The 20657-nt window shown below is 39.0% G+C and carries 18 protein-coding genes; 9 read left to right on the top strand and 9 right to left on the bottom strand.

Annotated elements, in window-relative coordinates; all coding sequences use genetic code 11:
- Positions 1-234 precede the first annotated feature (234 nt).
- The 5 genes from D8845_RS02055 to D8845_RS02035 form a co-directional block, all read right to left on the bottom strand.
- Positions 235-864 carry an ABC transporter ATP-binding protein gene (locus D8845_RS02055; RefSeq protein ID WP_049500733.1) on the bottom strand — a complete coding sequence of 210 codons (630 nt, stop codon included), beginning with the start codon at positions 862-864 and terminating at the stop codon, positions 235-237.
- Positions 861-2969 carry a bacteriocin-associated integral membrane family protein gene (locus D8845_RS02050; protein WP_125452315.1) on the bottom strand — a complete coding sequence of 703 codons (2109 nt, stop codon included), beginning with the start codon at positions 2967-2969 and terminating at the stop codon, positions 861-863. The genes D8845_RS02055 and D8845_RS02050 overlap by 4 nt, the downstream gene beginning before the upstream one ends.
- Before the next feature lie 158 nt (positions 2970-3127).
- The gene (locus D8845_RS02045; RefSeq protein ID WP_125452314.1) at positions 3128-3715 is read right to left on the bottom strand and encodes a hypothetical protein; all 588 of its coding nucleotides are present in this window, start codon (positions 3713-3715) and stop codon (positions 3128-3130) included.
- 383 nt (positions 3716-4098) lie between these two features.
- The gene (locus D8845_RS02040) at positions 4099-4956 is read right to left on the bottom strand and encodes a helix-turn-helix domain-containing protein (protein WP_125452313.1); all 858 of its coding nucleotides are present in this window, start codon (positions 4954-4956) and stop codon (positions 4099-4101) included.
- Between the two features lie 137 nt (positions 4957-5093).
- Entirely contained in the window at positions 5094-5741 is a 648-nt protein-coding gene (locus D8845_RS02035) for a LysM peptidoglycan-binding domain-containing protein (protein ID WP_125452312.1), read from the bottom strand.
- Between the two features lie 239 nt (positions 5742-5980).
- Here D8845_RS02035 and sdaAB point away from each other — a divergent pair, with 239 nt between their 5' ends.
- The 3 genes from sdaAB to D8845_RS02020 are packed head-to-tail and all read left to right on the top strand — an operon-like array spanning position 5981 to position 8187.
- Positions 5981-6652, top strand: coding sequence for an L-serine ammonia-lyase, iron-sulfur-dependent subunit beta (gene sdaAB / locus D8845_RS02030; protein WP_000838909.1), 672 nt, complete (start codon positions 5981-5983; stop codon positions 6650-6652).
- Between the two features lie 8 nt (positions 6653-6660).
- Positions 6661-7533, top strand: a complete 873-nt coding sequence (gene sdaAA, locus D8845_RS02025) for an L-serine ammonia-lyase, iron-sulfur-dependent, subunit alpha (protein ID WP_125452311.1) — start codon at positions 6661-6663, stop codon at positions 7531-7533.
- Between the two features lie 21 nt (positions 7534-7554).
- Positions 7555-8187 carry an HAD family hydrolase gene (locus tag D8845_RS02020; protein ID WP_125452310.1) on the top strand — a complete coding sequence of 211 codons (633 nt, stop codon included), beginning with the start codon at positions 7555-7557 and terminating at the stop codon, positions 8185-8187.
- Positions 8188-8296: 109 nt separating this feature from the next.
- Here the strand turns inward: D8845_RS02020 and D8845_RS02015 are convergent, their stop codons facing one another.
- Both D8845_RS02015 and D8845_RS02010 read right to left on the bottom strand, forming a co-directional pair.
- Positions 8297-10147, bottom strand: a complete 1851-nt coding sequence (locus D8845_RS02015) for a polysaccharide biosynthesis protein (RefSeq protein ID WP_125452309.1) — start codon at positions 10145-10147, stop codon at positions 8297-8299.
- 85 nt (positions 10148-10232) lie between these two features.
- A complete protein-coding gene (locus D8845_RS02010; RefSeq protein ID WP_125452308.1) occupies positions 10233-11063 on the bottom strand; it encodes a glycosyltransferase in 831 nt (276 codons plus the stop codon).
- A gap of 154 nt (positions 11064-11217) precedes the next feature.
- Here D8845_RS02010 and D8845_RS02005 point away from each other — a divergent pair, with 154 nt between their 5' ends.
- The 6 genes from D8845_RS02005 (at position 11218) to D8845_RS01975 (ending at position 18596) form a co-directional block, all read left to right on the top strand.
- Positions 11218-12384 (top strand): CynX/NimT family MFS transporter, encoded by a 1167-nt coding sequence (locus tag D8845_RS02005; RefSeq protein WP_125452307.1) that lies wholly within the window; start codon positions 11218-11220, stop codon positions 12382-12384.
- Between the two features lie 203 nt (positions 12385-12587).
- Positions 12588-15482 carry a DUF2971 domain-containing protein gene (locus D8845_RS01995; RefSeq protein WP_260467926.1) on the top strand — a complete coding sequence of 965 codons (2895 nt, stop codon included), beginning with the start codon at positions 12588-12590 and terminating at the stop codon, positions 15480-15482.
- A gap of 158 nt (positions 15483-15640) precedes the next feature.
- Positions 15641-15967 (top strand): PadR family transcriptional regulator, encoded by a 327-nt coding sequence (locus D8845_RS01990; RefSeq protein WP_000273858.1) that lies wholly within the window; start codon positions 15641-15643, stop codon positions 15965-15967.
- Positions 15954-16547, top strand: a complete 594-nt coding sequence (locus D8845_RS01985; protein ID WP_125452306.1) for a DUF1700 domain-containing protein — start codon at positions 15954-15956, stop codon at positions 16545-16547. The genes D8845_RS01990 and D8845_RS01985 overlap by 14 nt, the downstream gene beginning before the upstream one ends.
- Positions 16540-17469, top strand: coding sequence for a DUF4097 family beta strand repeat-containing protein (locus D8845_RS01980; protein WP_125452305.1), 930 nt, complete (start codon positions 16540-16542; stop codon positions 17467-17469). Before D8845_RS01985 ends, D8845_RS01980 begins: the two co-directional genes overlap by 8 nt.
- Before the next feature lie 62 nt (positions 17470-17531).
- Complete coding sequence (locus D8845_RS01975; protein WP_125452304.1) at positions 17532-18596, top strand: DUF6574 domain-containing protein; 1065 nt, start codon at positions 17532-17534, stop codon at positions 18594-18596.
- 64 nt (positions 18597-18660) lie between these two features.
- Here D8845_RS01975 and D8845_RS01970 read toward each other — a convergent pair whose 3' ends face one another.
- Both D8845_RS01970 and D8845_RS01965 read right to left on the bottom strand, forming a co-directional pair.
- Positions 18661-19521, bottom strand: a complete 861-nt coding sequence (locus D8845_RS01970) for a DUF4299 family protein (RefSeq protein ID WP_125452303.1) — start codon at positions 19519-19521, stop codon at positions 18661-18663.
- Between the two features lie 121 nt (positions 19522-19642).
- The gene (locus D8845_RS01965) at positions 19643-20629 is read right to left on the bottom strand and encodes a rhodanese-related sulfurtransferase (protein ID WP_125452302.1); all 987 of its coding nucleotides are present in this window, start codon (positions 20627-20629) and stop codon (positions 19643-19645) included.
- Positions 20630-20657: the final 28 nt, after the last annotated feature.

Raw genomic sequence — 20657 nt, 5'->3', positions numbered from 1 at the left:
GCTAGAATAGCTCAAAACAATGAGAACTTAAGTATTCAAAGCTTAAGAGTCATACGATTTCCATAGGAAGTATCTTTTTAGTACGTGTGGTTAGGAGGTAATTTTAGGGAATCTCCCAAAAACAACCAATTTCCTATTTTTATCAATCAAAAAATGTTGATAAATGAGTGTTTTAAAATTAAATTTTAAAGGTATCCTTAAATCTAAAGATTTTTGATAAGATTTCTGTATTTTTCACAATTCAATGATCCGATGACATTGTTGGGCTACATAAGCATCGTGGGTCACAATAATAACTGTTTTCCCCTCGCGATTCATCTCTAAGAGAAACTTCAAGACTAAATCTCTATTTTCAGGATCCAGAGAACCTGTTGGTTCATCGGCTAAAATCAGCTGGCTGGGTTTTAAGATGGCTCTAGCAACTGCAATTCGTTGTTGTTCGCCACCAGATAACTCGGAGACCTTTTGATGCAAAGTAGCTGACAAACCTACTCTCTCTAAAATCTCTTCCACCTTTTTGAGCTTGTCTTTCTTAGACAATTTCACATATTTCAGCGCCAGCATGAGATTGTACTCGACCGTTTCATCATCAATCAGGGCAAAATTTTGAAACAGATAAGAGATATGTTCACGGATTATTGTTTGCGACTTAGCAGAATTGACCGCTAGATTTGTCTGACCAAAAATCTCATACCGTCCGCTATAATCACCATCTATCAAACCTAATAAATTTAACAAGGTCGACTTACCACTACCACTTTTTCCAACGATGGCAACCAAATCTCCCTGATCAATCCTGAGAGACAAGTGATCCAAAATCACTTTTCCTCCAATGGTTTTGGTAATATTTTCTAACTCAATCATAAGATGCCCCCTTTCAATAATTCTACTAGACTTCTTTTCTCCATCCTAGAAGCCAATACTAGCACAAATAGTATATCCAGACATGTAAAGCCTGCAAACAGCAGGAGTGGCAAGAGCGCATGGGCAAAGAAAATCAATACTAGAAGAGGGAGACTATAGCCCAACAAGAGCAGAACTAGAAGAGGGCGGTAGCGATCGACCAGTTTCCACCCCATAAATTTCTTGGTAATAATGTCCCTGCGCTTCAATAAGAAAGTTGTTACTAGTAAGAAGTAGGAAATCATCATGCTAAGGAGACCAAACAAAGCAAAGAGTATATTAAGATTTCGAACTGCATCTCGATAAGAATCTACTTTCTCTTGTTGAATGGCTTGAATCGATGAAAATTTTAAATAATTCCCATCTGATAATTTCTCAACTAACTCCGTAATCACTTTTTGATTTTGTTCTGTATTTTCAACTTTCATCGGGTTGTTTAAACCTGTCGTTGACAAGCGAGTCTTTTCTTCCCACATCATGTCTTGATCATTTACCAGACTAATGATTGGATTGTGGAGATTTTCCTTTCGCTCATTATTATAAGGGAAGAAAGACCAATCTCCTTCATAGTAGGCAATTTCTACATCCATATCTTCTATTGTTTGCTTTTGCTGATCTTCATACCTCAGAGAAAGATAGGCGATGGATTTTCCCAAGAACTGATTCTTACCTTCTTGTCCTTTATCACTGGCTGGCATTAAAATAACTTTTTTAGTGCTGTTATCTGGTAACTTGAATCCCTTGCTCTTTAGAAAATTGCTATTAGCATAGTAAACATCTACCTTATCAGGCAGTTGGTACTGCTGTACTTGTTCAGCTTTGATGACTGGTTTGATAGGAAGACTCGCACTTCGCACATAATTTACTTGTATTTTTGCTAGCAAATCTTGATAAAATTGGTAGAAATAATCTGTAGATTTCCCTGACCCTGCTAGCTCTTCTTGCCACAGGTTATCATTGAGTTGGAAGGTTTCTAAGGTCAAGTAATTCCCTTGGCTTACCCACTGTTGCTGATAAGCAAGTTCTTTGTTTTCTTGTTCTAGACTTCTGCCCACCCCAATCAGTAAGGCCGTCAGTAAAATAGTTGTCCCTATTTTCATCACATAATTGAAGATGAGACCAAGTTTGACAGATGAAAAACCTTTCAACATGGAACTAACTGTCATTTTCTGAATCATCAGGTAGGTCAGCCAACTGATAAACAAATACAACTGTAAAAGCAGAAATTGGGATAAGAGTAAACTTGGGAACAGAAGTTTTGGCCTGTAGTCCAGCACTAAAAATAGTCCCAAGTCAATGACAAGACTTCCACCCAAGAGAAGATAAAAATTAGTCTTTACAAAACCAGCTAAAATCGCCCCGCTTTGAAAACCAAGTAACTTTTGAACCCCCACTCGTTTCATCTCCATCATCGGCTGATAAACTGTTACTAACACAAGAAGTAAAATAGCCAAGACAAAAACAATGGCAGATAAAAGCAAATCTCGATTTATGACTTCCACTGCACTTTTATAGGTAGGCTCTAGCAAGGTAGCCTGGTCTATCTTGAAAAAATCGCTCCATTTCTGTACAATCCTATCCTTATCCATCTCTTGTGTAGAAGTTATCGTATAGCGACCATTTAAACTACGAGATGTATCCTTGATATAGGTTTGAAAAGTTATAAGCTGAATAGGCTTGGCTTTTAGAAAGGTCGGTATCGTACCAAGTTTATTAGAAATTTCTTTATTACTGTAGACTCCTTTACCATCTGTGGTAAAATCAAGAGAAGAAATCCCAAACTCTTGGTAGGGGAAGGTATCTTTATCAAAAACACCAGACTTGATTACCTCATCACCACTGTCTGTTTTGATGATGGAGACCTTGTACTCCTTTGATACATCCTCAAAAAATCGAAGAACAGACGCTGCAGGTTCGTTAATATCTTTCAAATACAAATCCAAAGAATCTACAGTCTTTCCCATTTCCCGAATCCGAACCGCTTCACGTGTGTAGTTTATATTAAAAACAAAAAAAGTGGTACACAGCAACAGCAGAAGCATACAAAGATGACTGATTTTTTTCATAGAGATACCTCCCATGAAGAGACGAGGCTAGCAAAAACTAGCTTCCTAATAAAACCACACTGTCATTCCAATTTTGAACACAATCAAATTGAAAGGAATACTGTGTTGTTTTTGAATTTTTGAACGTTCAGAGATTCGTTTTTTGGGGTAATTGTCTATCAGAATGTTCTTTTATCTGTCAATAATCCTAGAAAATCTTGTCGTTTCAAGTCTGAGAAATGTTTGGTAGAAAGACTTCCTTTTTGAAGTCCATCATCTCTGACTTGCAAATAATAGCTCTGTTGACTTGTTTTAATTGTCAAAAAATCGCCAAATACAAAAGCTCTTTTCCAGTTGCGAATCTCAAATTCTTTCATCTCTGATTTTGGAATGCGGATAAGTCCTTGTCGCAAATCACGATGATGCTCACTTGTGAAAGTCATACCATTTCCAAGATTTCTTATCAGTAGTTTGTCTGGAGTCACCATCACCAGCGCTATTTTAGTTAAGAGAATTTCAACTGTTGGTGGTAAAATTGCTAGATTAAACCAGGGATGTAGGTAACGATAAGCTAAGAAATAGTGAGGCTCCTCACCCAATCCTAGTTGTTTATATAAGGTCTTGACTTCACTATCTAACCTCGTTTCAAAAGACACATCCGAATGCTCTTCTTCCTTCTTCTGATTAAAATAACGCATCCAAACTAGGAAGCCTATAAAGACTATGATAAATATTCCTGATAAAAGATATTTTAAATTGTAGTTCATCACTTAACCTCCTGATTCACTACTCTGCCTCAAGTAGAGGCCTATTTATTTTGAAAATAGTTCCATCACAACTTTAAATAAGACTGGTGTCATTAAAATTAGGATAATTCCTATCACAAATATCATGACTACTCGAAAAAGTTCCTTATTTTTAAACATTTTTCCACCCCTTTTCTAGCTACATCATAATTCTCGACTAAATACAAAGTTAAGAATACCGTTTTTGGTAGCGTTTACACAACTAGTTTCACTTATATTATAAATCAACATATATAACCTGTCAAGTAATCAAGGTATAGAATTAAATATTTTTAAAAAGAAGAATTATAGTTATATTTCGCACATAAAAAAGATAGCTTTTGCTATCCTTATACATTCTCTGACTACTTATCCATCAGATATTGTTCTACCTTTAGTGCCATAACTTCATTATTTTCAATTAGATAAAGCACCTTAGCTTTCATATAATAGTCCTTAGCAACAGAGATAGCAAGATTTTCTGTTACATTTCCCAACAAACAATATAAATCTGCTAGCCTAAAGCTACTATGATACTTGTTACAAAATTCAATCATCTCCAATAATATCGCTCTGGACTTGTCCATCTCCTCCTGTTTCCAAAGGTGGTAACAATAATTGTATTTTATTTTGATATACAACTCAATTTGTTCACGCACACTGGTATCGATTTTTGAAAGAGCTACGGAAACCTGTTCATATAGTTGTTCAAATTTCTCCTTATCCTCATCATAGCCTAAGAAAATCAGCAGGGTATTCAAAATATACAAGTAGTCCACTTTCTCAATACTAATCCTACTGAGGATGTCTTCTATTTTTGAAATAGCTAGTTTTAATTGATGTTCACATTGATAGGTTAGAATGGCATCTATCCAGTCCAGATAAATCTTTTCATCAAAAGATAAAGAAGTCTGTTGCTTTCTCTCTCCCTCAAAAGCATATTTCAAAGAGGCATAATCTTGATTTTCCAACAATGTTTCAGACAATCTCTTGAAAGCAGACAAGCCTAAAAACTCTTTCGAAATTTCTCCTGAAAAGAAATAGTCCATATTTAAGCCCATTTTTTCAGATAATTTATATAACAAATCTGCTCCTGGCATATATTTGCCTTGTTCCATTCGACTTATCTGAGTTTGTTGGCAAATTCCTTCTGCCAATTCTTTTTGCGACCAGCCCAGCTCTTTTCGCTTATTTTTTAATCTTGTTGCTAATAATGCATGCATGCTAACCACCACTATTTATATTCTATAAAAACATTATACTACTTTTTTGAGAAGATTATGTCATATTGTCTACAAAGAGTGAACAGACTTCTTAAAATGTAAGAAAAAAGAGCTATTAAAAGCTCTTCCCCTATTTCTTAATACCAGCCGTTATTAAGCCAGAAGTTTTTAGCGGCTGTCCATGAACCGTAACGTCCTGCAACATAAGCATCTGCTACACGTTCTTGGTTTTCAGCTGAGTAGTCACCGTTCAAGTATGAATCTGTCAATTGGTAACGTCCGATATAACGTCCGTTTGTAGCTGTGTAGCTACCGCCTGATTCTTTTTGTGCAATCCATTCTTTAGCTTCTGCTTCAGATCCGCTTACAGTTGCAGCTGGTGCTGAAGCTTCTGTTGATACAACTGTTTCTTCTGCTACTGCTTCACTTGCTACTGGAGTTTCTTCCACTACTTCTGTAGTTTCTACTACTGGAGCTGAAACAGTTTCATCTTGAGCAGCTGGTGCCGCATAAGTAGCTGGCGCTGGTGTTGCAACAGGCGCTACAGGACCATCGATAACCAACTCTTGACCAACATAAATCAAATGAACGTTGTCGATGTGGTTGTTTTCTGCCAATCTCTCAACAGTTGTGTTGTGAGTTTCAGCGATTTCTGAAAGTGTATCACCTTCTTTAACAGTGTAAGTTGATGATTCTTGAGCAGATACAAATGATGGAGCAAATACTGCAAACAAGGCAGCTACTCCTGCAAGAGTTGTTTTAATCTTTTTAGTTGTTGATTTCATATTTGAAAATTCTCCTTCTTTCTATAGTTCTATCATACCCTTTAAATATTACCGTTTCTTGACACTTTTATGTAGAAATATTACAAAATTATTTTTTATTTCCCTAAATAAGCTATTTTTTGTTACAAAAGATGCTTTTTTATGCTATTTGTAGTGTAAAAAGGTTTTCATCCACAATTAAAGCCAAGACCTTCATTCTTTGATATAATAGAGATAAGAATTTTTATAAGGGGAAACTGATGAAATCACTTCGTTTTCAATCTGTCTTTGATATCATCGGACCAGTTATGATTGGCCCATCTAGTAGCCATACTGCTGGTGCTGTTCGTATTGGGAAGATTGTCTCTTCCATTTTTGATGATACTCCGACAGAAGTCGAATTCCAACTTTTTAACTCATTTGCCAAAACCTATCGTGGTCACGGAACAGACCTAGCCCTTGTTGCAGGTATTTTGGGCATGGATACAGATGATCCTGAAATCCCAAACAGTCTGGAGATTGCCCACAAACGTGGTATCAAGATTGTCTGGACCATTCAGAAAGACAGCAATGCCCCTCACCCAAACACCACTAAAATTACCGTCAAAAATGCTCACAAGACCATCAGCGTGACTGGTATTTCAATCGGTGGCGGGAATATTCAGGTAACCGAACTCAATGGCTTTGCCGTCTCTCTCAATATGAATACACCGACTATCATCATTGTTCATCAAGATATTCCAGGTATGATTGCCCTTGTTACAGAGGCACTTTCACGCTATGATATCAATATCGCCCAGATGAATGTTACTCGTGAAAAAGCTGGTGAAAAAGCCATTATGATTATCGAAGTTGACAGTCGCAACTGTGATGAGGCTATCGAAGAAATTCGAAAAATCCCTCATCTCCACAATGTCAATTTCTTTAAATAGGAGGAAGCATGTTTTATTCTATCAAAGAATTGGTCGAGCAAGCAGATCTGGACTTTCAAGGAAATGTCTCAGAACTCATGATTACAACAGAGTTTGAATTGACAGGTCGCGAACGTGAAGAAGTCCTCCTTCTCATGGAACGCAATCTAGAAGTCATGAAAGCCTCTGTCCAACTTGGCCTCAATGAAAATAAATCTCGTAGTGGCCTGACAGGTGGAGATGCTGCCAAATTGGATCATTACATCAAAAATGGAAAAACTTTATCAGATTACACGATTCTCTCTGCTGCCCGAAATGCCATTGCAGTCAATGAGCACAATGCCAAAATGGGTTTGGTCTGCGCTACTCCGACCGCAGGAAGTGCTGGCTGTCTCCCTTCCGTTCTCACTGCTGCTATTGAAAAATTAGACCTCAACCACGAGCAACAGCTGGATTTCCTCTTTGCTGCCGGTGCCTTTGGACTAGTCATCGCAAACAACGCCTCTATCTCGGGTGCTGAGGGCGGTTGCCAAGCTGAGGTTGGTTCAGCCTCTGCTATGAGCGCTGCCGCCTTGACTCTAGCTGCAGGCGGAACACCTTATCAGGCCAGCCAGGCTATTGCCTTTGTCATTAAAAACATGCTAGGCCTCATCTGTGACCCTGTTGCAGGTTTGGTCGAAGTTCCCTGCGTCAAACGCAATGCCATGGGAGCTAGCTTTGCCTTCATCGCAGCAGATATGGCCTTGGCAGGTATCGAATCTAAAATCCCTGTGGATGAAGTTATCGATGCCATGTACCAAGTGGGTTCAAGCATGCCAACTGCCTTTCGTGAAACAGCTGAAGGTGGACTTGCTGCTACCCCAACTGGTCGTCGCCTCCAAAAAGAAATTTTCGGAGAATAAGCTTATCAAATAGGAGAAACCATGACCTCTATCTCAGCTATCTTTTTCGATCTGGATGGAACCCTCGTTGACAGTTCTATCGGGATTCACAATGCCTTTACTCATACTTTTAAGGAACTGAGGGTGCCTAGTCCTGATGCCAAAACCATTCGTAGTTTTATGGGACCGCCTCTCGAAAGTAGTTTTGCGACCTGCCTTTCCAAAGAACAAATTTCTGAGGCTGTCCAGATATACCGTTCTTACTACAAGGCAAAAGGCATCTATGAAGCTCAACTCTTTCCCCAGATTGTAGACTTGCTTGAGAAGTTATCGAGCAATTACCCTCTTTATATCACCACGACAAAGAATGCTCCAACCGCTCAAGACATGACTAAAAACTTGGGAATCCATCATTTCTTTGATGGCATTTATGGTTCCAGCCCTGAAGCACCCCATAAGGCCGATGTCATTCGCCAAGCCTTGCAGACACATCAACTAGCCCCAGAACAAGCCATCATCATTGGAGATACCAAGTTTGATATGCTTGGAGCTCAAGAAACAGGCATCCAGAAATTGGCCGTCACTTGGGGATTTGGAGAGAAGGCAGATCTACTAAACTATCAACCTGATTATATCGCCCACAAACCCTTAGAAGTTTTGGAGTATTTTCAATAACATAGACTGGGCGACAACCCCATTTCAGAAGAAAATGGAGCAAGTTTCTACATAACAAAACGCATATTACCAAGGTTCTTCAGACCTGATAATATGCGTTTTTCTGTTTTTATTCAACGTGGGTGGTTTGATTGGCAAAGGCGATAATAGCTTGCTTCAACTCATCTCCACTGAGAGTTCGGAACTCTTCAATTTTTTGATCAATGGCTTCTAGAGGCATGACATTAACCTTACCAACGAAAATCTTATCCATAACTTGATTATCAACCAGTTCGGTTGACACCAAGAGTTCTTCGTAGAGTTTTTCACCTGGGCGGATTCCAACTTCAACGATTGGAATTTCGCTTTCGGTGTGGCCACTTAGAAGGACCATTTTCTTGGCCAAGTCATAAATCTTGACTGGTTTGCCCATATCAAGGATAAAGACTTCCCCATCCTTGGCATAAGCACCAGCGTGAATAACCAAACGGCTAGCTTCTGGAATGGTCATAAAGTAACGGGTCATGCGGAAGTCTGTCACCGTTACAGGCCCACCTTCAGCAATCTGACGTTCAAAGACTGGAATGACACTACCACGGCTACCAAGAACATTTCCAAAACGAACCGCACAGTAGGTTGATTGGCTACGTTGGTTAAAGCCAGTGACAATCAACTCAGCCACGCGCTTGGTTGCTCCCATAACATTTGGTGGATTAACCGCCTTATCTGTCGAAATCATAACCATCTTAGGTACTTTGGCTTCATCAACAGCCTTAGCAACATTGTAGGTTCCACGAATATTGTTTTTGAAGGCTTCTTTTGGATTACGCTCCATCATAGGAACGTGCTTGTGGGCAGCCGCATGATAAACAATAGCTGGCTTGTACTGTTCAAAGACTTGCAAGAGACGGTCATAGTCTTGAATATCGGCAATCACTGGTACATAATCAATCCCTTGGAACTTACGAATCAATTCATGATAAACAAGGTAGATTGAATTTTCCCCATGACCGAGCAAGACGATGCGTTCAGGATTGAAGCGACTAACTTGGCGACAGATTTCAGAACCGATTGAACCACCAGCCCCTGTGACTAAGATGGTCTTACCTGTCAGTTCTGCGCCCAGACGCGATTCGTCAAGACGAATTTCCTGACGCCCCAAAAGGTCCGTAATATCAATTTTTTGGAAGCCAGTAGCTGCTTGGTGAAGACCTTGAACAACAGTTTCAACCTTAGGCATCTTGTAACATTTGACACCCAGCTTATTACACATCTGCAAGATACGCTCATATTCTGACGGGTCAAGCGACGGAATCGCAACGATAACACGCTCGATTTGATGGCGTTTGGCTAATTCAGGCAGATTATCATAAGAGCCCAAAACAGGGATTCCACCAAGTTTTTGGCCCTTTTTCTTAGCATCCTTGTCCAAAATACCGACAAGTTCCAAATCACTGGTTGGATGTTGGTAGCTATCCATAAAGAGGGCCCCACCATCACCAGCACCAATCAAGAAAGTACGGCGGTGTTCTCCATCACCACTTCCTTTTTTGCGTCTGGAGTAGATTAACTGCCAAGTAATCCGTGGCAATAAAATCAAGAAGGTACTCAACAAGATAAAGAGCACGATAAAACGGATGGAGAAGAGTGGCAAGAAGGCATAGCAGATACTATATGATAAGACACTGCTAGCAGTCACACCAAAAAAGATTTTCATGAAATCCGTAATCTTGCTGTAACGACTAATACTAGCATTCAACCCCCAAAATGCAATCATCAATTGATAGAACAGGAAGGCCAAACTCGTATAGATAATGTAGTCAACAGGTGCTGGATTAATCAGCCCATAAAATAAAATATAAGATACAATGATGGAAACCACCATACTGAAAATATCAAATATTCCCCAGAAAACCTGCTTTTGTTGTTTATTTAAAATTTCCACCAGATCAATCACATAATCTGTTAGTTTTTTATTCATGTCAATCTACTCCTCCTTAAAAGAGCTGGATATTTATATTGTTATTATAACACTTTTTATCCAGTTTACGATTTGCTACAATCTTTTACTTGCTTTTTCGTAACAGTTTCATAAAAATAAACTGTCGGACAAATCCTGGACAAAGGGCAACAAGCATCTGAATCGTAACACTCTTGGCATACTCCATGTAAGAAATCTGCCCTCTCTTCAGCATGCGCTGACGAGCCTGACGATAGAGTTTAAGGTAACGCAGTCCCCCACGACGTTCAAACATCCCTGCCCCAACACGAACCTGACACAAGATTTGATCCAGATTTCCAGTCTTGGCTCCTGCAGCAATCATATTAAGCCAGAGGAGGTCATCTTCCATATAAAGTCCATCCTCATAGTTGCCTGCCTTGAGAACCATGTCCTTCTTGAACATGACAGTCATGTGGTTAAAGGCACTTCTCATCCTTTGATAAGCTACAATATCTGCATGCTGGGTTGGAACACGACGGTAAGAAACAATCTCATCAGGATTATCAATAAACTCTGCAATATGGCCACCTAATAGGTCGAGGTTGTTCTTCTCCATTAGCTGAACCTGTTTCTCAAAACGGTCTGGAACAGCTATATCATCCGTATCCATACGGGCAATAATATCATACTGACACTGCAAAACACCCTGTCGAAGAGCCAGACCCAAACCTTGATTCTGCTCAAGAGGATAGCGTTTCACTGGAATATCAGACTCAGCTTCAAGCTGGTCTAACACCTGATAGAGCTCAGGTGTCAAAGGCCCATCCTCAACCAGAACCAATTCGCTCGGTTTCAGAGTCTGATTTTGAACGCTCTCAATAGCATCCTTTAAAAATGTCGGATTTTCCTTGATATAGACCGACATCAATACGCTGATTTTTTGCTTTTCAGACACAGTTTTTCTCCAATATATAGATTTCCTTCCACTATTTTATCATAATTTTCAAGACTTTCCCATTTTTATCTTGAAAGCCCAAAACCTTACTTGACATTATAGGGAAAAAGCCTTAAAATAAGCTGTTATTAAAATCAGCTAGGAGAGGTATTATATGAAAAAGCAATCACTCTTTTTTGTTCCAGGTATTATCCTGATTGGTGTTTCCTTGCGGACTCCTTTTACTGTTTTACCCATTATTTTGGGAGATATTTCGCAAGGGCTGGGAGTCGAAGTTAGTTCACTTGGTGTCCTGACCAGCCTTCCCCTCCTCATGTTTACCCTCTTCTCGCTATTTTCTACCCGACTAGCTCAGAAAATTGGCTTGGAGCATCTCTTTACCTATAGCCTTTTCTTCTTGACCATCGGTTCTCTCATTCGACTAATCAATCTGCCCCTGCTCTATCTAGGAACCTTGATGGTTGGGGCAAGTATCGCAGTCATCAATGTTCTGCTTCCTAGTCTTATCCAAGCTAATCAACCAAAGAAAATTGGTTATCTGACCACCTTATATGTAACTTCTATGGGGGTTGCGACGGCTCTGGCTTCCTATCTAGCTGTGCCTATTACACAAGCCAGTTCTTGGAAAGGACTTATCATCCTCCTCACCCTGCTCTGTCTAGCAACTTTTTTGGTCTGGCTGCCTAATCACCGCTATAATCATAGACTGGCTCCACAAACCAAACAAAAAAGCAAAACAAAAGTTATGCGTAATAAACAGGTCTGGGCAGTGATTGTCTTTGCCGGTTTTCAATCCTTGCTCTTTTACACCGCTATGACCTGGCTACCTACCATGGCTATCCACGCAGGCCTATCCAGTCACGAAGCTGGCTTGCTGACTTCTATCTTCTCTCTGATTAGCATTCCTTTTTCAATGACTATCCCAAGCCTGACAACCAGTTTATCTACTCGTAACCGTCAGCTCATGCTCACTCTGGTTTCACTAGCTGGTGTGGTCGGCATTTCCATGCTCTTCTTCCCAATCAATAATTTCATTTACTGGCTTGCCATCCATCTCCTCATCGGAACCGCAACCAGCGCCCTCTTCCCTTATCTCATGGTCAACTTTTCACTCAAGACAAGCGCCCCTGAAAAGACTGCCCAATTGTCTGGCTTATCTCAAACAGGAGGCTATATTCTAGCAGCCTTTGGACCAACCCTATTTGGTTACAGTTTTGACCTTTTCCACTCTTGGGTACCAGCTGTAGCTGCCCTCTTGCTCGTCGATATCATCATGACTATCTCACTCTTTATGGTAGATCGGGCGGATAAGATCCTTTAATTGTTCTAAAATCTATCACAACTATAAACAATACAAAGCTAGGCTCTGTCTGGTTTTTTTGGTGCTTATATCAACAAAAAACGCCATCCATCTGTTAGTAGAAAGATAACATTTTTGATATAATAAAATGTATAGAAACTAATTATCATACGAAAAATAAATTAGTTTATAAGATAGCTACTATTTCAAGCGAGGTACATAGAATGGATGAACAGAAATACAATTTGAAAGAAAGTTTAACAGAGTTAGATAAGCTCTTTGACTTATCAACCAAGGAGACAGATAAGACTGCCTGTGAAGCTCTAGCAAAAAAAGCTAAAATAATTTATGAGCAATACCCTGAATCAGAAGACATTGCGTTGCGGTATGCTATGGCTTTAGTCAATTTGTCGGTTGAACAAGTAAATGTTGAGGAGCTACTAAACACTGTTAATTCTGTCAAAGAAATTTTTGAACGCTTCAAACAGTCTGAAGATATTGCATTACGTTATGCTATGGCTCTGTTCAATTTGTCGATTGAACAAGTAAATGTTGAGGAGCTACTAAACACTGTTAATTCTGTCAAAGAAATTTTTGAATGCTTCAAACAGTCTGAAGATATTGCATTACGTTATGCTATGGCTCTGTTCAATTTGTCGGTTGAACAAGTAAATGTTGAGGAGCTACTAAACACTGTTAATTCTGTCAAAGAAATTTTTGAACGCTTCAAACAGTCTGAAGATATTGCATTACAATATGCTAAGACTTTAGTCAATTTGTCAGTTGAACAAGTAAATGTAGAAGAGAGAAAGAATACCACTAATTTACTCAAAGAAATTTTTGAGCAGTTCAATCAATCTGAAGACATTGCGTTACACTATGCTATGGCTTTATACAATCTTTCAAATAGACAAAATGATATCAAAGAACGTAAGGAATCCATATCAGAAATAGAAGCTTTAACCTTAAAGTTCCAAAATTCTGAAGAGATTGCTTTACGATATGCTAGGGCTTTAGTCAATTTGTCAGCTGAACAAGTAAACGTAGAAGAACTGGGCAATACTATTCATTCAGTCAAACAAATTTTTGAACAGTTCAATCAGTCTGAAGACATTGCTTTACGATATGCTATGGCCTTAGTCAATTTGTCAGTTGAACAAGTAAATGTAGAAGAGAGAGGGAATACCGCTAATTCAGTCAAACAAATTTTTGAGCAGTTTAAACAGTCTGAAGACATTGCGTTACAATATGCTATGGCTTTAGTCAATTTGTCAGCTAAACAAATAAATGTAGAAGAGAGAAAGAATACCACTAATTTACTCAAAGAAATTTTTGAGCAGTTCAATCAGTCTGAAGACATTGCGTTACACTATGCTATGGCTTTAGTCAATTTGTCAGCTAAACAAATAAATGTAGAAGAGAGAAAGAATACCACTAATTTACTCAAAGAAATTTTTGAGCAGTTCAATCAGTCTGAAGACATTGCGTTACAATATGCTATGGCTTTATTCAATTTATCACTGAAACAAACCAACTTAGATAAATTGAATGATACGGTTTCTAAACTAAAGAAATTAGCTTATAATTTTGAAAAAAATGAAGAAATCACTTTATGCTACTCTGAAGCTCTTGCCGAAATTATCACTAAACAACAAAATGAAGGGGAAAAACTTGAAATTATAGATAAACTAAAAAGACTACACGATAGATTCGTACAATCTGAAGAAATTACTGTTCAATATCTTACAGCTCGGATGGATTTGGTAAAAAATAATCAAATAGACCAATCAAATCTCGTAAACGATATCTGTCAGTCCTTAGAGTCTATTCAGAGTATTAAAATTTTAAATATGCTCATCGAAATACTCGAAAACGAAAAACAATTTAAGCAAGATCAAGTTCAGATTTCCACTACTAATATCGTAAAAGCTTTGGATAAACTTTGTTTTGATTCATCTATTGAAGAAGGGAAAGATGAAAAAGAGAAAAATTTGCTTATTCGCACCTTAAAAATTGGTATCATCTCCGATACAAAATATGATATTTTAAAATCCTGGATAGAGCATTACAAGGAAAACTCAGAAAGAATCAATCAGTTAATTAAAATTTATTCGCTTGTCCAACAAATCAAGTATGAACTTGGATTAAAGACTGAAGACAAAAATAGAAAACTAAAATTTGGTCATTATACCTCAGGAAAAGCGCTCCAAAGCATATTAGGAAAAGAGGATAAAGCTCCATTCTCCATCTCAGGAAAGACACGCCTAAATAACGCTAACTATATGAACGATCCTGAAGAAGGGGAAATTCTAGAAAACATTTTAAAATTAGAAAAACGTAATCCTTTGGATCCTAGTTCTTGGTTTTTAATGAGTTTCACTAGCAAAACAGATGATCTAGCCATGTGGTCGCAATACGGAAATAACGCAGAGGGAGTCTGTATTGTACTAAATGAGAATGATTTTGCTCATTATCATTCACTTAGTGACCTTCCTTGGTATCAAAAAAACTCAGATAAACAAATCAGTCACAAAATGAATTCAAGCGTTGAAATTTCAAACGATATCTCTTCAAATGAATCCAACAAAGAGATGACGACTAGAGACAATGATAATACTCAAAATTCTGAAGACAAATATTCTACACCGAATACTAATCAGGATTATTTATATCGCGTAGCTTACGTTCATTACTCCGATGATCAATTCGACATCGAAGAAACTGAACTATTCACTAGTGAAGAAGTAACGCGACTAAAAGGATTGTTGGTAGATTTAAAATCAGAATTAAGGGATTATAAAAATTCTGGGGACCCGTTCTATAAAAAAGCTATCGCTGACTGTATTGAAGAAATCCGCTACCTATTCAAATCGGTTGATTACAAGTATGAAGAAGAATTACGTATTTTACAATATGCTAACTTAAATTCTGATAACGATAAAATAAAAATTGATTATTCTCCTGAATTCGGTAAACTTTATCTTGAGCGAGAAGAAAATGTTCAAATCGATGAAGTCATTTTCGGTCCTAAGTTTCCAAATCCTGAATACGTTACTCCTTTATTGAAACTTTTGGATAAGGAAATTAACTATAAGAAATCTACGATAAAATTTAGATAAAGGCCGATAAAATCCTCTAAACTTCTAGTTTTTACTAGGAGTTTTTTATATATAAAAATTTTACACATTTCTCTTGACAGGGCTTTCTTTTAGATGTACAATGTATGTGTAGAAAAATTATATATAAAAATCTTACACATTAGAAAAGGAGGTTCCCCATGTACTTTCCAACATCCTCTGCCTTGATTGAATTTCTCATCTTGGCCGTACTGGAGCAGGATGATTCTTATGGTTATGAGATTAGCCAAACCATTAAGCTGATCGCTAATATCAAAGAATCTACACTCTATCCTATCCTAAAAAAATTGGAGGGCAATAGCTTTCTGACAACCTATTCTAGAGAGTTCCAAGGTCGCATGCGCAAATACTACTCCTTGACAAATGGTGGTATAGAACAGCTCGTGACCCTAAAAGATGAATGGGCACTCTATACAGACACCATCAATGGCATCATAGAAGGGAGTATCCGCCATGACAAGAACTGAATACCTGACTCAGCTAGAACTTTATCTCAAAAAACTACCTGAAGCTGACCAAATTGAAGCCATGGACTATTTCAGGGAACTCTTTGACGATGCTGGAGTCGAAGGAGAAGAAGAACTCATCGCTAGCTTGGGAACTCCTAAGGAAGCAGCTCACGAAGTTCTCTCCAATCTTCTCGATAAAAAAATCAATGAGGCACCCGCTCAAAAGAATAACCGACAAATTTTCCATATCGCCTTGTTAGCTTTGCTTGCAGCCCCTATCGGTATTCCTCTGGGAATCGCCATCCTCGTGTCCCTGTTCGCAATCCTTGTGGCAGCCTTGACTGTCATCTTGGCTTTCTTTGCGGTTTCCATACTTGGTATCATCGGCGGATTCCTATTTTTAGTTGAAAGTTTTACTGTCCTAGCCCAAGCTAAATCAGCCTTTATCTTGATTTTCGGTTCTGGTTTACTAGCTATCGGTGCTTCTTCACTAGTCTTACTAGGTATTTCCTATGTAGCCCGCTTCTTCGGCCTACTCATTGTTCGCCTGGTGCAATTTGTTCTCAAAAAAGGAAAGAGAGGTGACCAGCATGCGTAAATTGACAAAAGGATTTCTCATTTTTGGTGTGGTGACTACCGTTATCGGATTTATCCTGCTCTTTGTAGGCATCCAATCTGACGGAATCAAGAGCCTACTTGCCATGTCCAAGGAACCTGTCTATGATAGTCGGATGGAAGAGCTGACCTTTGGCAAGGAAGTCGAAAACCTAGAGATCACGCTCCACCAACACGCACTGATCATCACAGACTCTTTCGATGATCAAATCCACATTTCTTACCATCCATCTATTTCTGCTCACCATGATCTTGTCACAAATCAAAACGATAAAACTCTGAGCCTAACGGATAAAAAACTGTCTGAAACTCCGTTTCTCTCTTCTGGAATTGGCGGGATTCTCCATATCGCAAGTAGCTACTCTCGTCGTTTTGATGAAGTTATTCTCCAATTGCCAAAAGGAAGAAGTCTAAAAGGGATTAACGTGTCAGCCAATCGTGGACAAACGAGTATCACTAATGCTAGTCTTGAAAATGCAACTCTCAATACAAATGGCTATCTCCTCCGAATTGAAGGAAGTCGTATCAAAAACAGTAAACTCACAACACCAAATATCATCAATATCTTTAGCACAGAACTGACAGATAGTCAGCTAGAATCAACAGAGAATCACTTCCACGCTGAAAAAATCCAAGTACATGGTAAGGTGGAACTGATGGCGAAAACAGACCTACAACTGCTACTTTCCGAAGAAGAAAAACAAAGAATCAACTTAGATCTTTCAACAAAACATGGCTCTATTCTTCATTTTTTAAGAGAAGGAAGGCGTTCGTTTAAAAACAAAGAAAACAAAGATGAACGATTAAGCAATCCTTATAAAACAGAAAAAGCAGATACAAAAGATCAACTCATTGCTAGAGCTGATAATGATATTGAGCTAATATCCATACCAAACAGACGTTGACAAAAGCGCTTACATCTGCTACTATGGAAGCATATTTATCTAACTAAAAAGGAGGTTCTACCATGAAACAAGAATGGTTTGAAAGTAATGATTTTGTAAAAACAACAAGCAAGAACAAGTCTGATGAACAAGCCCAAGATGTTGCAGACAAGGCTGAAGAAACGATAGCCGTTCTCGATACACCAATTGAAAAAAATACTCAAGTCGAGGAGGAAGTCTCTCAAGCTGAAGTCGAACTGGAGAGTCAGCAAGAAGAGAAAATTGAAACGCCTGAAGACGGTGAAACGAGAACAGAAATAGAAGAAAAGAAAGCATCCAATTCTACTGAAGAAGAGCAAGATCTTTCTGGGGAAACAGAAAAAGTCACTATAGCTGAAGAGAGTCAAGAAGCACTTCCTCAGCAAAAACCAACCACGAAAGAGCCCCTTCTTATCAGTCAATCCTTAGAAAGTCCCTATATCCCCGACCAAGCTCCAAAATCTACGGATAGATGGAAAGAGCAAGCGCTTGATTTTTGGTCTTGGCTAGTGGAGGCTCTCAAATCTCCTACAAGCAAGCTTGAAACAAGTAGCACACACAGCTACACAGCCTTTCTCTTGCTCATTCTGTTTTCTGCGTCTTCCTTTTTCTTTAGTATCTACCACATCAAACATGCTTACTATGGACATATAGCAACTATGCATAATCACTTCCCTGAACAATTTGCTTCATTAAATCTCTTTTCGATTATCTCTATCCTAGTAGCAACAACACTCTTCTTCTTTTCATTCCTCTTGGGTAGTTTTGTTGTGAGACGATTTATCCACCAGGAAAAAGACTGGACGCTAGAAAAGGTTCTCCAACAGTATAGTCAACTCTTGGCAATTCCAATCTTCCTCACTGCCATTGCTAGTTTCTTTGCCTTCTTTGATAGCCTACGATTTACGGCTCTCTTGTGTGTGATTAGCATTGGAATCATTCTGCTTGCCAGTCTCCATATCATTACAAGACCAAGTCAATCAAGTGAAACCGACTCCTTCTATCAATTATTCTTGTCTGTCCTTGTGAACGGAGTCATTATCCTCCTCTTCTTTGTAGCTGAAGTGGCACTGATTGGGGATTATCTTCGTATCTTAGCCTTTCTTTAAAATTCAATCCTGTCTTTCATGGCAGGATTTTTCTATGCCAAAAAAGCAAGTCACTTGACCTGCTTTACTTTTCTTGTGCTAATGCTCTAAAATCTTGTCCTAGGATAGGTTGTACTTCTAGTTGATTGGCATCTAGTTGGTGGTAAGATGCTGATGGTAGTGACTCTAGGAATTTTGCATAGTCCAAGCGGGCGATAGCTTCATAGTCTTCTGGTTTAGAGCCATCTCCTGTGATTTGAACCAAGTCAATCTCCCACTGAACTTCCTTATCCACCAATTGCTCCATATAGGCTGCAGGAACAAATGGTTCTCTAGGTAAAACGGTCTTGACCCCTTGAGCCAGATGGTAAACACCGTGAACTTGTCCTTCTCCATCCTGATAGAAGGAAACTCTTGCAAAGTAAGCATCTGTCTCTTGAACCGCACGCACACGCGCTTCAAATTGAGCCAAGCCATCTTCCCCTAAAAAGCTTTTCAAATCCTCATGACTAAAGAAAACAGGATTAAAAATTCCTTGGCAAATCGTAAAACGAGCCGCAGTGTCTGCAATATGAGCTTGAATACTTGCTTGGAAATAAGCTTCAAAATCAAAACCATCTAATCCTTCAATCTCAGTTCCTGTATAAGTAAGCAGGGCATCTAAAAATGACTTGATAATCTGCCAGTCTGTCTTCGTGAGTAGGTCAGGAAGATCGACACGGTAAGCCTTTTGATCATCAACATAACTAACTTTAAAGAGAAATTGTGATTGACCCACTATCGCACACTCGATATACTCAAGACGGTTAAGAGGCTGACGGAGATAGACGGCATCATAGCTATGTGACTCCAAACCATCTACCAAGGCCAGGACAGACTTGGCAGTCAAAATTTCCTGTTCTCCTAAAATGCTCTGTTTATTTGGAATAAAAAATGTTTTCGTCATAACTGGACTCCTTTGAAATCGTTTACATATAGTATACCTTATTTTCCTGAAAGATACAGAAACAAACTTTAGATTTTTGAGTAAAAAGCATAGAAAAACAGCCCCTAAGGACTGTTTAATCTTATACAGTAGCTGCTTGATCCAAGTTTTCACCGATAGCGGCTAGGCGCTCGACAACTTCAGCTTGTGTCAATTCATTTTCTGAAACATAGCGGTTACGTGGGTGAACACGGCACTCGTGTGAGCAGCCACGAAGGTACTTATCTTCATTTTCTTCTGATGTCAAGATACGACGATTACAGAATGGATTTCCACAGTTGACATAACGTTCACATGGTGTTCCATCAAACCAGTCTTTTCCTACGATGGTTGGGTTGACATGGTTAACATCTACGGCAATACGCTCGTCAAAGACATACATTTTCCCATCCCAAAGTTCACCTTGGACTTCTGGGTCTTTACCGTAAGTTGCAATTCCTCCGTGCAATTGACCAACATCTTTGTAGCCTTCACGGACCATCCAGCCTGAGAATTTCTCACAGCGAACGCCACCTGTACAGTAAACCACGACACGCTTGTCCATGAATTTTTCTTTGTTATCACGAACCCATTGTGGCAACTCACGGAAGTTGCGGATATCTGGACGGATAGCCCCACGGAAGTGTCCTAGGTCGTACTCATAATCGTTACGTGTGTCAAGGACAACGGTATCTTCGTCAAGAAGGGCTTCTTTGAACTCTTTTGGAGACAAGTAAGCACCTGTTGTTTCAAGTGGGTTGATGTCGTTGTCAAAGTCGTTGTCTTCCAAACCAAGGTGGACAATTTCTTTCTTGTAGCGAACAAACATCTTCTTGAAGGCCTGTTCATTTTCTTCGTCAATCTTGAACCAGAGGTCTTCCATGCCTGGGAGGCTGTGAACGTAGTCCATGTATTTTTGAGTTGTTTCGTAGTCACCTGAAACTGTTCCGTTAATTCCTTCGTCAGCGACTAGGATACGACCTTTAAGGCCGATTGATTTACAGAAAGCCAAGTGGTCTGCAGCAAATTGCTCTGCATTTTCAATTGGAGTGTAAAGGTAGTAAAGTAAGACACGAATATCTTTTGCCATAAGATTTCTTCTCTTTTCTATTCTTAAA

This window comes from Streptococcus mitis (assembly GCF_003942865.1).
Taxonomy (GTDB): domain Bacteria; phylum Bacillota; class Bacilli; order Lactobacillales; family Streptococcaceae; genus Streptococcus; species Streptococcus mitis_BI.
This window is presented reverse-complemented; position numbering and strand designations above follow the sequence as displayed.

Excerpts from the sequence above, each read along its gene's own strand:
- D8845_RS01975 (WP_125452304.1), top strand. The coding sequence starts at position 17,532 with ATGAAACAAGAATGGTTTGAAAGTAATGATTTTGTAAAAACAACAAGC.
- D8845_RS01980 (WP_125452305.1), top strand. The coding sequence starts at position 16,540 with ATGCGTAAATTGACAAAAGGATTTCTCATTTTTGGTGTGGTGACTACC.
- D8845_RS01985 (WP_125452306.1), top strand. The coding sequence starts at position 15,954 with ATGACAAGAACTGAATACCTGACTCAGCTAGAACTTTATCTCAAAAAA.
- D8845_RS02055 (WP_049500733.1), bottom strand. The coding sequence starts at position 864 with ATGATTGAGTTAGAAAATATTACCAAAACCATTGGAGGAAAAGTGATT.
- D8845_RS02035 (WP_125452312.1), bottom strand. The coding sequence starts at position 5,741 with ATGAAATCAACAACTAAAAAGATTAAAACAACTCTTGCAGGAGTAGCT.
- D8845_RS01995 (WP_260467926.1), top strand. The coding sequence starts at position 12,588 with ATGGATGAACAGAAATACAATTTGAAAGAAAGTTTAACAGAGTTAGAT.
- D8845_RS02045 (WP_125452314.1), bottom strand. The coding sequence starts at position 3,715 with ATGAACTACAATTTAAAATATCTTTTATCAGGAATATTTATCATAGTC.
- D8845_RS01990 (WP_000273858.1), top strand. The coding sequence starts at position 15,641 with ATGTACTTTCCAACATCCTCTGCCTTGATTGAATTTCTCATCTTGGCC.
- D8845_RS01970 (WP_125452303.1), bottom strand. The coding sequence starts at position 19,521 with ATGACGAAAACATTTTTTATTCCAAATAAACAGAGCATTTTAGGAGAA.
- D8845_RS01965 (WP_125452302.1), bottom strand. The coding sequence starts at position 20,629 with ATGGCAAAAGATATTCGTGTCTTACTTTACTACCTTTACACTCCAATT.
- sdaAA (WP_125452311.1), top strand. The coding sequence starts at position 6,661 with ATGTTTTATTCTATCAAAGAATTGGTCGAGCAAGCAGATCTGGACTTT.
- D8845_RS02005 (WP_125452307.1), top strand. The coding sequence starts at position 11,218 with ATGAAAAAGCAATCACTCTTTTTTGTTCCAGGTATTATCCTGATTGGT.
- D8845_RS02015 (WP_125452309.1), bottom strand. The coding sequence starts at position 10,147 with ATGAATAAAAAACTAACAGATTATGTGATTGATCTGGTGGAAATTTTA.
- sdaAB (WP_000838909.1), top strand. The coding sequence starts at position 5,981 with ATGAAATCACTTCGTTTTCAATCTGTCTTTGATATCATCGGACCAGTT.
- D8845_RS02020 (WP_125452310.1), top strand. The coding sequence starts at position 7,555 with ATGACCTCTATCTCAGCTATCTTTTTCGATCTGGATGGAACCCTCGTT.
- D8845_RS02050 (WP_125452315.1), bottom strand. The coding sequence starts at position 2,969 with ATGAAAAAAATCAGTCATCTTTGTATGCTTCTGCTGTTGCTGTGTACC.
- D8845_RS02040 (WP_125452313.1), bottom strand. The coding sequence starts at position 4,956 with ATGCATGCATTATTAGCAACAAGATTAAAAAATAAGCGAAAAGAGCTG.